11 protein-coding genes are annotated in these 12,402 nt (G+C 67.7%); 8 read left to right on the forward strand and 3 right to left on the reverse strand.

Annotated features, from left to right (window positions below; translation table 11 throughout):
* The 5 genes from I55_RS15545 to I55_RS15565 all read left to right on the forward strand — a co-directional run.
* On the forward strand, positions 1-1,319 hold a 1,319-nt coding region (locus I55_RS15545; protein WP_252181167.1), incomplete at its 5' end, for an ABC transporter ATP-binding protein.
* Positions 1,316-2,440: an ABC transporter permease gene (locus I55_RS15550; RefSeq protein WP_044561500.1), complete on the forward strand. Its 1,125-nt coding sequence runs from the start codon at positions 1,316-1,318 to the stop codon at positions 2,438-2,440. The genes I55_RS15545 and I55_RS15550, both read left to right, overlap by 4 nt.
* Before the next feature lie 24 nt (positions 2,441-2,464).
* Positions 2,465-3,439: an ABC transporter permease gene (locus I55_RS15555; protein WP_044561501.1), complete on the forward strand. Its 975-nt coding sequence runs from the start codon at positions 2,465-2,467 to the stop codon at positions 3,437-3,439.
* A gap of 110 nt (positions 3,440-3,549) precedes the next feature.
* Entirely contained in the window at positions 3,550-5,532 is a 1,983-nt protein-coding gene (locus I55_RS15560; RefSeq protein ID WP_049974173.1) for a bifunctional 2',3'-cyclic-nucleotide 2'-phosphodiesterase/3'-nucleotidase, read from the forward strand.
* 19 nt (positions 5,533-5,551) lie between these two features.
* A complete protein-coding gene (locus tag I55_RS15565) occupies positions 5,552-6,160 on the forward strand; it encodes a nucleoside 2-deoxyribosyltransferase (protein WP_064742505.1) in 609 nt (202 codons plus the stop codon).
* A gap of 71 nt (positions 6,161-6,231) precedes the next feature.
* On the opposite strand, the gene I55_RS37110 is transcribed toward I55_RS15565, so the two are convergent.
* The 3 genes from I55_RS37110 to I55_RS15580 all read right to left on the reverse strand — a co-directional run bounded on the left by I55_RS37110 (position 6,232) and on the right by I55_RS15580 (position 8,343).
* On the reverse strand, positions 6,232-6,408 hold the full coding sequence (locus I55_RS37110) for a hypothetical protein (protein WP_159107210.1): 177 nt from the start codon (positions 6,406-6,408) through the stop codon (positions 6,232-6,234).
* Positions 6,409-6,780: 372 nt separating this feature from the next.
* Positions 6,781-7,029: a hypothetical protein gene (locus I55_RS15575; RefSeq protein WP_044561503.1), complete on the reverse strand. Its 249-nt coding sequence runs from the start codon at positions 7,027-7,029 to the stop codon at positions 6,781-6,783.
* A 129-nt stretch (positions 7,030-7,158) separates the two neighbouring features.
* Positions 7,159-8,343: an acyl-CoA dehydrogenase gene (locus tag I55_RS15580; protein ID WP_044561504.1), complete on the reverse strand. Its 1,185-nt coding sequence runs from the start codon at positions 8,341-8,343 to the stop codon at positions 7,159-7,161.
* Positions 8,344-8,691: 348 nt separating this feature from the next.
* On the opposite strand from I55_RS15580, the gene I55_RS15585 reads away from it, so the two are divergent.
* The 3 genes from I55_RS15585 to I55_RS15595 form a co-directional block, all read left to right on the forward strand.
* Positions 8,692-9,159 (forward strand): hypothetical protein, encoded by a 468-nt coding sequence (locus I55_RS15585; RefSeq protein WP_044561505.1) that lies wholly within the window; start codon positions 8,692-8,694, stop codon positions 9,157-9,159.
* Positions 9,160-9,483: 324 nt separating this feature from the next.
* On the forward strand, positions 9,484-9,945 hold the full coding sequence (locus I55_RS15590; protein WP_044558555.1) for a spore coat protein U domain-containing protein: 462 nt from the start codon (positions 9,484-9,486) through the stop codon (positions 9,943-9,945).
* Positions 9,946-10,420: 475 nt separating this feature from the next.
* The coding region (locus I55_RS15595; RefSeq protein ID WP_286364302.1) for a carbon starvation CstA family protein at positions 10,421-12,402 on the forward strand (1,982 nt) is incomplete at its 3' end.

The raw sequence follows: 12,402 nt of genomic DNA on the forward strand, positions 1-12,402 counted from the left end.
CATTTCATGCTGGTGGAGGAATTCCCGTGCTGGAAAATCTGATGCTGGGCGCCGAGGGCGGCGCCCTGCTGAAGGACGGCATCAAAAAGGCCAGGGCGGAGGTGGAGCGGCTGGAGAAGGCCTACCGCCTGGACGTGCCCCTGGACGCCAAGGTCGCCGACCTGAACGTGGGCGTGCAGCAGCGGGTGGAGATCCTGAAGGCGCTGTACCGCGGCGCCCAGGTGCTGATCCTGGACGAACCCACGGCCGTGCTGTCGCCGCCTGAGGTGAAGGACCTGTTCCGCATCCTGGACGCGCTGCGCCAACAGGGCCGCACCATCCTGATGATCACCCACAAGCTGAAGGAGATCATGGCCATCACCGACGCCGTGTCGGTGCTGCGCCAGGGGGCGGTGGTCGCGAACTTCGACACCCGGGACACCAACGAGGCGGCGCTGGCCGAGGCCATGGTGGGCCGGCGCGCCAACCCCGCCGTGCGCCGCGCCGGCCCGGGGGCGGGCGCGCCGCTGCTGACGGTCGAGGATTTGAGCGTGTTCGACGCGCACGGGGTGGAGCGGCTGAAACACGCCACCTTCCGCGTGCGGGCGGGTGAGATCGTGGGTGTGGCCGGCGTGGCCGGCAACGGCCAGTCGGAACTGCTGGAGGCGCTGTCGGGCATGACGCCCTTCCAGCGCGGCCGCTTCCACGTGAACGGCCGCGACGTGACGCCGGAATCGCCCATGGACCCGGCCCAGGCCCGGCGCCAGGGCATCGCCCACGTGCCGGAGGACCGTCTGCGCCGTGCGGTGGTGAAGCCCTTCCCCGCCTTTCAGAACGCGCTGTTGGGGTACCAGAACGATCCGGCCATGGCCGATGGCCCGCGCCTGAACTGGAAGCGGGTGGCGGCCGCCACTACCAAGCTGATGGAGGACTGGGACGTCCGTCCGCGCCAGCCCACCCTGCGCACCTCCCTCTTCTCCGGCGGCAACCAGCAGAAACTGGTCCTGGGCCGGGAGATGGAGCGAGACCCCAACGTGCTGCTGGTGGGTCAGCCCACCCGCGGCGTGGACATCGGCGCCATCGAGTTCATCCACCGCCGCCTGCTGGCCATGCGCGACGCCGGCAAGGCCATCCTGCTGGTCTCCGCCGAACTGGAGGAGATCATGGCCCTGTCCGACCGCATCCTGGTGATGTGCGACGGCGCCATCACCGGCGAGGTGGCGGCAGAGGACGCGAACGAGGGCCTGATCGGCCGCCTGATGGCCGGCATCACCGACGACATGGAAACCAGTAACCTGGAACGGGGCCCGCGCACCGACGCGGCCGGAGGGGCGGCATGAGCGCGTCAACCAACACCGACGGCCTGCCGCGCTGGGCCACGCTGGCCCTGCTGCCGGCCATCAACCTGGGCGCCGCCCTGGTCGTCTCCTCCCTGGTCATCCTGGCCATCGGGCAGGACCCGGTCACGGCGCTGGCCTTCATGGTCAAGGGGGCGGTCGGCAGCGGCACGGGCTTCAGCTACACCCTCTACTACGCCACCAGCCTGATCTTCACCGGCCTGGCGGTGGCCATCGCCAACCACACCGGCCTGTTCAACATCGGTGGTGAGGGCCAGGCCTATGTCGGCGGCCTGGGCAGCGGCCTGGTGTGCCTGGCCCTGACCGGCTGGCCCTGGTACGCGGTGCTGCCGGTGGCGGTGCTGGCGGGCGCCCTGTTCGGCGCGGTGTGGGGCCTGGTCCCCGGCTACCTGCAAGCCTATCGCGGCAGCCACATCGTCATCACCACCATCATGTTCAATTTCCTGGCCAGCGCCCTGATGGTCTACCTGCTGGGTGGGCCGCTGATCGAACACGGCCAGATGGCGCCGGAAAGCCGCGAATTCGCCGAAAGCACCTTCCTGCCGGGGGTGAAGGAGATCGCGGCCGCGCTGGGCTATCGCACCTCCACCCTGCCGCTGAACCTGTCGCTGATCGTGGCGCTGTTGTGCGCCGCCGTCGTCTGGTTCTTCATCTGGCACACCCGCTGGGGCTTCCAGATGCGCACGGTGGGCGCCAACGACGCCGCCGCCCGCTATGCCGGCATCAACGCCCGCACCACCATCGTCGTCGCCATGGCCATCTCAGGCGCGCTGGCCGGACTGGTGGGCATCAACGAGTTGCAGGGCGTGCAGCACCGCATCACCCTGAACTTCCAGGCCGGCATGGGCTTCACCGGCATCGCCGTGGCCCTGATGGGCCGGAACCACCCGCTGGGCATCATCCTGTCCGCGCTGCTGTTCGGCGCCCTGTACCAGGGCGGGGCCGAGCTGTCGTTCGAGTACAACGAGATCAGTCCCCGCCTGGTGGTGGTCATCCAGGGCGTGGTCATCCTGTTCTCCGGCGCGCTGGAGCACATGTTCCGTCCGGCGCTGGTGCGCCTGTTGAAGCCCAGGGCGCCGTCCGGCGCCGGCCAGCGCGCATAAAGACGACCCGGGGGGATAGAGATCATGGACGATACCGCCCTGTGGATCGTGTCGCTGCTGGCCAGCACGGTGCGCCTGGCCACGCCGCTGGTGCTGGCGGCATTGGCCGGCTTTTATTCGGAACGCGCCGGCGTGGTCGACATCGGCCTGGAAGGCAAGATGCTGACCGGCGCCTTCGCCGCCGCCGCCACGGCCGCCGTCACCGGATCGCCCTGGCTGGGCCTGGCCGCCGCCATCGCCGCGTCGCTGGTGCTGGCCCTGGTCCACGGCTTCGCCTGCATCACCCACCGGGGCAACCAGGTGGTGGCCGGCGTCGCCATCAACACCATCGCCGCCGGCCTGACCGCCGTGCTGTCCAACGCCTGGTTCGACCTGGGCGGCCGCACGCCCTCGCTGGACGGGGCGCAGCGCTTCCTGGGCCTGCACTTCCCCCTGGCCGACGCCGTGCACGGCGTGCCCCTGCTGGGCCGCTTCTATGGCGAGGTCATCGGCGGGCAGAACATCCTGGTCTATCTGGCGGCCCTGGCCGTGCCGGCGACATCGTGGGTGGCCTACCGCACCCGCTTCGGCCTGCGCCTGCGCGCGGTGGGGGAGAACCCGGCCGCCGTGGACACGGCCGGCATCTCCGTCACCTGGCTGCGCTATCGCGCCGTGCTGATCACCGGCGCGCTGTGCGGCGTGGCGGGCGCCTATTTGTCCACGGCCCAGGGCGCCGGCTTCCAGGAGAACATGACCGCCGGCAAGGGCTACCTGGCCCTGGCGGCGCTGATCCTGGGCAAGTGGCGGCCCTATCCCACCCTGGCCGGCTGTCTGCTGTTCGCCATGACCGACGCCCTGCAGGCGCGGTTGCAGGGCGTGGCCCTGCCCGGCATCGGCCCGGTGCCGGTGCAGATCATCGAGGTCCTGCCCTACATCCTGACCGTGCTGCTGCTGGCCGGCTTCGTCGGCAAGTCGGTCCCGCCCAAGGCGGCGGGCCAGGCCTATGTCAAAGACCGGTAAGCGACCTACATCAAGGCCCGCACCCGAAGGGGTGCACTATGACCGGGATCCGACGGCGCGGCTGTAACATCCCGCCTGTACAGCCTTCCCAGACGCTGAAAGGACGACCCATGCCCGCTCTCCGCCGCCTGGCCGCCACGCTGGTCACCGCCACCCTGTTAGGCGGCTGGGGAAGCGCCGGCGCGCAGGAGCTGAAGCCCGACCAGATCGACGTGCAGATCCTGTCCACGACAGACCTGCACATGAACGTGATGGATTACGACTATTACGCCGACAAGCCCGCCCCCGGCATCGGCCTGGTGCGGGTGGCCGGGCTGATCCGCAAGGCGCGGGCGGAGAAGCCCAACACCCTGCTGGTGGATGCGGGCGACCTGATCCAGGGCACGCCCATGGGCGACTATGTCGCCCGGGTGCAGGGCCTGGGCCCGGGCAAGTTCCAGCCCATCATCGCCGCCCTGAACGCCCTGGGCTATGACGCCGCGGTCATGGGCAACCATGAGTTCAACTTCGGCCTGGATTACGCCGTCGCGGCGGAGAAGGAGGCGAAGTACCCCGTGCTGGCCGGCAACGTGAACCGGGTGGAGGATGGCCAGCCGCTGTTCCCCGCCGGCGTCATCCTGACGCGGGAGTTCACCGATGGCGCCGGCGCCAGGCATACGGTGAAGGTGGGCGTGGTCGGCGTGCTGACGCCCCAGATCGTCCTATGGGACAAGGACAAGCTGGAGGGCAAGGTCACCACCGCCGACATCGTGGAGGTGGCGGCCAGGACCGCCCGTGAGCTGAAGGCCAAGGGCGCCGATGTGGTGGTGGCGGTGATACACAGCGGCCTGTCGGCCGCGCCCTACCAGAAGATGGCGGAGAACGCGGGCGTGGACGTGGCCGCCATTCCGGAGGTGGACGCCGTGGTCACCGGCCATGCCCATCGCGTCTTCCCCGGCACCGACTATGCCAACCTGCCCGACACCGACATCGCCAAGGGCCTGATCCACGGCAAGCCGGTGGTGATGGCTGGGTTCTACGGCGACCATCTGGGCGTGATCGACCTGATCCTCACCCCGAATGGCAAGGGCGGCTGGACCGTGGCCGGTGGCCATGCCGAGACGCGGCCCGTTCTGACCCGGGTGAACGGCAAGGCCACCCCCCTGGTGGAACCGGACGCCGAGGTGGCAGCCATCGCCAAGGACGCGCACCAGGCGACGCTGGACTATGTGCGCCAGCCGGTGGGCAAGAGCACCGGCCGCATCGAGACCTATTTCTCCTTCGTCGCCGACCAGCCGGCGCTGGACATCGTATCGGCCGCCCAGCGCGATTATGTGGCCAAGGCCCTGGCCGGCGGCCCCTACGCCGCGTTGCCCATCCTGTCGGCGGCGGCCCCGTTCAAGGCGGGCGGCAAGCCCGGCCCCGACTATTTCACCGACGTGGCGGCCGGTCAGATCAGCCTGCGCAACGTGGCGGATCTCTACCTCTATCCCAACCTGGTCACAGCGGTGAAGGTGACGGGCGCCCAGGTCCGCGACTGGTTGGAGATGGCCGCCCGCGTCTTCAACCGCATCGACCCGGCGAAGAAGGAGCCCCAGATGCTGGTGGACCGTAGCGTCCCCAGCTTCGACTTCGACGTCATCGACGGCGTCACCTGGCGCGTCGACCTGACCCAGCCCGCCCGCTTCGGCACCGACGGCAAGCTGGCCGCCGCCGACAGCCATCGCATCGTCGACCTGCGGTACGACGGCCAGCCGGTGAAGGATGGGGATGAATTCATCGTCGTCACCAACAATTACCGCGCCAACGGCGGCGGCAACTTCCCCGGCCTGGATGGCAAGAACATCGTCTATGCCGGAACGGAGACGCTGCAGGATATCCTGGCCGACTATCTGCGCGGCGTTGGCACGCTGGTGCCCAAGACCAACCACAGCTGGGGATTCGCGCCCGTCACGGCGCCGGTGACGGTGCTGTACGACACCAACGCCAAGGCGGCCCCGCTGCTGACCCAATATCCCAACCTCAGCGACGTGGGCCCGGGCGAGCCGGGGCTGGAGCTGTTCCGCGTCGACCTGTCGCCCACGGCACTGGCGGGCCAGACGCTTGGGAAATGAGGACGCTGGGGAAATGAGCATGGAAAAGAAAGTCTGGCGGGCCTATCTGGCGGGGCCGGAGGTGTTCACGCCCGATCCCGGCGCGGCGGCCGAGGCGTTGCGGGCCTTGTGCGCCCGGTACGGCATCGCCGGCGTGTTCCCGCTGGACGGGGCGGTGAAACCGGCCCCGGGCGAGGCGCCGGCCGTCCACGCCGCCCGCATCCGCGCCGCCAACCTGAACCTGATCCGCGACACGGACCTGGTGCTGGCCAACGCCAGCCCGTTCCGCGGGCCTTCCGCCGACGACGGCACCGCCTATGAGATGGGCTACGCCACGGCGCTGGGCCGGCCAGTCTTCGCCTATGCCGACGCGGGCCCCGGCGGCGCCCCGGCCACCTTGCTGGAGCGGACCCGGGCCTCCTTCCCGCTGAGCTGGGATCCGGCGATGCCCCAGGACGGAGACCAGGGCGGCGGCGTATGGCGCGACCCGGCCGGGTGGATGGTGGAAGACTTCGGCCTGGGCGCCAACCTGATGCTGGTCGACCCGGCCTTCGCCAGTTGGGGAACGCCGGGACCGCATGGGCTTTACAATGGTGCCGAGGCGGCCGTCATGGCCGCCGCCGCATGGATCGCGGCCCACAATTCCTGAACTGGAGATGAAAACAGCCGGGCCGTCGCCGGCCCGGCTGTCGTCGGTCGGTCCAATTGTCCCGCGCTGGATCAGGCGGCGTTCTGCGACACGCCCATGCGGCGGAACCGATCGCTGTCCAGCACGACCTCAAGCGCCAAGCTGAGGCGGTCGCTGGAGCGGCCGTCGACCAGGAATTCGACATGGGGCGGATGACCCGCCCGCTGGTGGATGGCGTGGACCAGCAAGCGCCGTTTCGGCAGCTTCACCTCTTCCATCCATTCACCCGGTTTGGGCGGCTCGCCCCCGCGCCTAGATAACACCATAGCTTCCCTACTCCTTAACAACCCCAGGGGCACCCGTTCACGGACGCTCCCCTCCGGGGGGCGGCTCTCGAAACCCGGGCCGTTCGCCGGACCGGCCGCCCCGGGGCCTGAACCCATGGGCTGTTGCGGTCAGCATAATCCAAATCAAATGCTAAGGGATATAGCTTAGGGGTACGTCCGCACCTTGTCACCCGCCATCTTCCCCCGAATTATTGGCCCTTGACGCCAGGGGAGAAAATAGGGCCGACCAAGGGGACACGCCCCTATCATTTCGGTAAAAAAACGACACTTGATATCCCTGGCGATCTTCCCAGTTCAACAACCGCTCAGCCAGCCGTCGCGCCACGCCGCGGCGGTCCGTTCACCGTCGGACACGTCTTCTGCGCCGTCACTATCGAAAGGGTTAGACAGAAGGGCGTGCCCCTGCCGCCGGGCGGCTAGGCCCATCGCCTGGGCGATCAGGGCCAGGCCCGCCACTTCGCCCGCCGACGCGGCCGCCGTGGAGTTATGGGCCCGCCGCATCCACAACCGGGGGCGGGAGGTGGCGGCGGTGATGGCGTCCATGGAGAGTGCCCTTCCCTGCGTCGGTGCCGGCTCAAGGACCGGCGATGGTCCAGGCATAAGCGTCGCCAGCCGCACCGTCCTTGAGATGGATCAATCAGCGGGCGATTTGTTCGCCCGCTGATCTTTTGGTCAGCCGAAGGCCTGCAAGCCCGTCTGCGCCCGGCCCAGCACCAGGGCGTGGACGTCATGGGTCCCTTCGTAGGTGTTCACCGCCTCCAGGTTCAGAACGTGGCGGATGACGGGATAGTCGTCCGACACGCCGTTGCCGCCGTGCATGTCCCGCGCCATGCGGGCGATGTCCAACGCCTTGCCACAGTTGTTGCGCTTCATCAGGCTGATCATCTCCGGTGCCGCCCGGCCCTGGTCCATCAGCCGGCCCAGCCGCAGGGCACCCTGCAAGCCGAGCGTGATTTCCGTCTGCATGTCAGCCAGCTTTTTCTGGATCAGCTGGGTCGCGGCCAGCGGCCGGCCGAAAGCGTCGCGGTTGAGCGTGTAATCGCGCGCAGCGAACCAGCAGGCCTCCGCCGCCCCCATGGCCCCCCAGGAGATGCCGTAGCGCGCCTTGTTCAGGCAACCGAACGGGCCCTTCAGCCCCACCACGCCGGGCAGCAGCGCGGTTTCCGGCACCAGCACCCCGTCCATCACGATCTCGCCGGTGACGGAGGCGCGCAACGAGAACTTGCCCTCGATCTTGGGTGCCGACAGGCCCTTCATGCCCTTTTCCAGGACGAAGCCGCGGATTTGCCCCTCGTCATCCTTGGCCCAGACGACGAAGACGTCAGCCACCGGCGCGTTGGTGATCCACATCTTGGTTCCGGTCAGGACGTAGCCGTCGGCCACCCGGCGCGCCCGAGTCTTCATGGCGGCAGGGTCGGAGCCCGCGTCCGGCTCCGTCAGGCCGAAGCAACCAATCAGCGTGCCGGCCGCCAGGCCGGGCAGGAAACGTTGGCGCTGCTCCTCCGTGCCGTAGGCGTGGATGGGATGCATGACCAGCGAGGACTGGACGCTCATGGCGGAGCGGTAGCCGCTGTCCACCCGCTCCACCTCGCGCGCCACCAGGCCATAGCAGACATGGTTCACCCCGGCGCAGCCATAGCCGTCGATGGTCATACCCAGCAGGCCCAGGCCCCCCATCTCCGCCATGATGGCGGGGTCGAACACCTCATGGCGAAAAGCGTCGCGCACCCGGGACGCCAGACGGTCCTGGCAGAAGGCGCGGGCGCTGTCGCGCACCTGGCGCTCGTCCGTCTCCAGCTGATCATCCAGCAACAGGGCGTCATTCCATTGGAAACCGCCCTTCCCACCGCTCGCCATGGGTCTTCCCCCGATCATCATTCCGTTTCACCCGGCTTGGGGCCGGACCGTTGATGCGCATTGCAGGCGGGAAGTCTTGGCCGGTCAAGGCCATCTTCACGACTTTGCAATATGCAATGCTGTTGTCAATGAACCTATCCCAAGGGTGCGTTGCGGTGTGCAGTGCAAACACTATGAAAAAAGGTGTAATCCGGCGGTACAGGTTAGAACCTGCTAAGGAGCCACACCATCAATATATTGAAATTTAATGTATTTTTACGTCCAACCCAATGTTGGCACGCAGCCTGCTTATAACGGGACATGAACGAAACGGGCAAAAGCCCACCCGAACCGATAGGACCCTAAGCCATGTTCCGCCGCATCGCCGCCATCGTCGCCGCTTCCACCCTGGCCTCCACCCTGCTCGCCGCCCCGGCGCTGGCCGACACCTCGGGCACCGTGAAGCTGAGCGGCACCGTCTCCCTGAACTGCTCCGTGGCCGTCACCGATGCCAGCGCCCAGCTGAACATCCTGTCCGGCTCCAGCAACGTGCAGGTCGGCACCGTGGTGGAGACCTGCAACGATGGCGCCGGCTACACCATCACCGTCGCGTCGGCCAACGGCGGCAGCTTGAAGTCCTCGGCCAACGGCGCCCAGCCGGTCGCCTACACCACGTCCTACGACGGCACCAACGGTTCGGGCCAGAGCTTCACCGTCACCCGCTCCGGCGCCCAGTTCAACAAGACCGCCAACGTCAGCGTCACCGTTCCGGCCAGCGCCCAGGCCATCGCCGGCAGCTACGCCGACACCCTGACCATCACCATCGCCGGCAAGTAAGCCCGCGACACACACCGCCATCGGTTCGGAAAAGGGCGTCCCAGGCCGGGGCGCCCTTTTTCGCGTCCGCCGCGACCCTGGCGGAACGCCAATCCTAATGCATTGATTCCGCTGATCTTCCTAACCTTTCGCATGGTGCGCAACGCAACAGGCGCCAGGGCCGCCCTTGGCATCACAGGCACCCCACCGACACCTATCCAAGTATTATCAATATATTAACCGATTCTACCCGGCGCCCGGCCGATCTTGGCATCCCGATTGCTTCTACCCTTTCCATCAAAGCAATCGGGCAACAAGCCCAGCCGAACCGATAGGAACCCCGCCATGATCCGCTTCGCCGCCATCGCCGCCGTCGCCGCCGCCACCCTGGCCGCCGCCCCCGCCTTCGCCGCCGCTGGCGCCTCGGGCTCCATCCAGTTGAACAGCACCGTCGCCCAGACCTGCACCGTTTCCGTGACCGACGCCGGCGCCCAGCTCAACATCCTCTCCGGCTCCAGCGCCGTCACCGTCGGCAGCGTGGTCGAGAACTGCAACGACGGCGCCGGCTACCAGATCAGCGTCTCCTCCGCCAACGGCGGCAACCTCAAGTCCTCCGCCACCGGCGCCCAGCCCATCAGCTACACCCCCATCTACGACGGCCAGTCCGCCGGCAGCAGCGTCAACGTCGTCCGCTCCGCCGCCGCCTTCAACAAGACCGCGACCGTCGCCGTCACCGTTCCCGCCAACGCCCAGGCCATCGCCGGTGCCTACACCGACACCCTGACCATCACCATCCAGGGCCGCTGACACCCCCAATCTTCCGGGCCAACTTTCCGGGCCAACACTCCGGTCTGGGACCCATGCCAACGGCCCCGTCCGCGCAATCGCGGGCGGGGCCGTCGCCGTTTGCGACTGCGGCATCCACCGCGGCCCAGGTAATAAAAACCCCGGCAGCCAGAAGGCGCCGGGGTCGAAGTTTCCAGAAGGGAGGAAAACGCAACCAAGTTGCACCCTTGTTATCGCGCAGAACTATGAATAATTCCTTTACCGCACCGCACACCGAACTCCCGCATACGGTGCGCCCAGGGACCTCCGCCGGGGCCTGTCCAAGTGGCAAACGATCCTGTAATATCAATGATGTCAGCCCTTGCCCGGTAACAACGACACCCCGCCGCCCGCGCCGATCGACACCGGACGGTGAGCCGGCGGCAACCAAAGAATTCGAGGTACCCCCCGCGGCCAGGGTTGGGGTGCGGGATTTTTGCATTCGGGAGGAAACGGAATGAACGGAACCGCCGGACGGTTCGTCTGGCTGATTGTGGCGCTTGTTGGCGCCGCATCGCTGGGCTACGTCGCGCTGTCACGCGGCGAGACGGTCAACGCGCTCTGGCTGGTGGTGGCGGCGCTGTGCACCTATGTCACGGCCTATCGCTTCTACAGCCTGTATATCGCCAACACCGCCCTGAAGCTGGACGGCGGCCGGGCGACACCGGCCGCCCGCCATAACGACGGCCTGGACTATGTGCCGACCGACAAGTGGGTGCTGTTCGGCCACCACTTCGCCGCCATCGCCGGCGCCGGCCCGTTGGTCGGCCCCGTGTTGGCGGCCCAGATGGGTTATCTGCCCGGCACGCTGTGGATCCTGGTGGGTGTGGTGTTCGCCGGCGCCGTGCAGGACTTCATCATCCTGTTCGCCTCCACCCGCCGCGACGGCCGGTCGCTGGGCGACATGATCAAGTCGGAAATGGGCACGGTGCCGGGTGTCATCGCCCTGTTCGGCGTGCTGCTGATCATGATCATCCTGCTGGCGGTGCTGGCCCTGATCGTGGTCAAGGCCCTGGCCGGCAGCCCCTGGGGCACCTTCACCGTCTTCGCCACCATGCCCATCGCCGTGCTGATGGGCGTCTACGGCCGCTTCATCCGTCCCGGCCGCGTGGGCGAGATGTCGGCCATCGGCCTGGTGCTGCTGCTGCTGGGCATCGTCTCCGGCCAGTGGGTGGCGGAAGATCCGGCCTGGGCCGCGGCCTTCACCTTCAAGGGCGAGACGCTGGCCTTGCTGTTGATCGGCTACGGCTTCATCGCCTCGGTCCTGCCGGTGTGGCTGCTGCTGGCGCCACGTGACTATCTGTCGACCTTCCTGAAGATCGGTACCATCATCGCCCTGGCCGTGGGCATCTTGATCGTCATGCCCGACCTGCACATGCCGGCGGTCAGCCGCTTCGTCGACGGCAGCGGCCCGGTTTTCTCCGGCCAGTTGTTCCCCTTCCTGTTCATCACCATCGCCTGCGGCTCGGTTTCGGGTTTCCACGCCCTCATCTCCTCGGGCACAACGCCCAAGATGCTGGAGAACGAGTCCCAGGCCCGCCTGATCGGCTATGGCGCCATGCTGGCCGAAAGTTTCGTCGCCATCATGGCGCTGATCTCCGCCTGCGTGCTGCACCCCGGCGTCTACTTCGCCATGAACACCCCCGCCGGCGTCATCGGCACCACGGTGGACCAGGCGGCGCAGGTTGTCAGCAACTGGGGCTTTGTCATCACGCCGGAGGAACTGGCCCAGGTGGCCAAGAACGTCGGCGAGTCGACCATCCTCAGCCGCGCCGGTGGCGCGCCCACGCTGGCCGTGGGCATGTCCACCATCCTGTCCAACTTCGTCGGCGGCCAGTCCATGACCGCCTTCTGGTACCACTTCGCCATCCTGTTCGAGGCCCTGTTCATCCTGACCACGGTCGACGCCGGCACCCGCGTCGCCCGCTTCATGATCCAGGACCTGCTGGGCACGGCCGTGCCGGCCCTGCGCCGGACCCAGAGCTGGGGCGCCAACCTGCTGGCCACCGGGCTGGCCGTCACCGGTTGGGGCTATTTCCTGTACCAGGGCGTGGTCGATCCGCTGGGTGGCATCAACACGCTGTGGCCGCTGTTCGGCATCTCCAACCAGATGCTGGCGGCCATCGCCCTGATGCTGGGCACCGTCATCCTGTTCAAGATGAAACGGGAGAAGTTCGCCTGGGTCACCATCCTGCCGACCACCTGGCTGGCCATCTGCACCCTGACCGCCGGCTGGCAGAAGCTGTTCGACGCCAACCCGGCGGTGGGCTTCCTGGCCCATGCCAAGAAATTCTCCGCCGCGTTGGCGGAAGGCAAGGTGCTGGCCCCGGCCAAGACGCCGGAAGGCATGGCCCGGTCATCACCAACGACTATGTCGACGCCACCTTGTGCGGGCCTGTCATGGCCGTGGTCGTGTCCATGCTGGTGTTCGGCATCCTG

This window comes from Azospirillum sp. B4, assembly GCF_000333275.1.
Lineage (GTDB): Bacteria > Pseudomonadota > Alphaproteobacteria > Azospirillales > Azospirillaceae > Nitrospirillum.

Coding starts and splice junctions, on each gene's coding strand:
- I55_RS15585 (WP_044561505.1), top strand. CDS start 8,692: ATGTTCCGCCGCATCGCCGCCATCGTCGCCGCTTCCACCCTGGCCTCC.
- I55_RS15575 (WP_044561503.1), bottom strand. CDS start 7,029: ATGGACGCCATCACCGCCGCCACCTCCCGCCCCCGGTTGTGGATGCGG.
- I55_RS15550 (WP_044561500.1), top strand. CDS start 1,316: ATGAGCGCGTCAACCAACACCGACGGCCTGCCGCGCTGGGCCACGCTG.
- I55_RS15560 (WP_049974173.1), top strand. CDS start 3,550: ATGCCCGCTCTCCGCCGCCTGGCCGCCACGCTGGTCACCGCCACCCTG.
- I55_RS15590 (WP_044558555.1), top strand. CDS start 9,484: ATGATCCGCTTCGCCGCCATCGCCGCCGTCGCCGCCGCCACCCTGGCC.
- I55_RS15565 (WP_064742505.1), top strand. CDS start 5,552: ATGGAAAAGAAAGTCTGGCGGGCCTATCTGGCGGGGCCGGAGGTGTTC.
- I55_RS15555 (WP_044561501.1), top strand. CDS start 2,465: ATGGACGATACCGCCCTGTGGATCGTGTCGCTGCTGGCCAGCACGGTG.
- I55_RS15580 (WP_044561504.1), bottom strand. CDS start 8,343: ATGGCGAGCGGTGGGAAGGGCGGTTTCCAATGGAATGACGCCCTGTTG.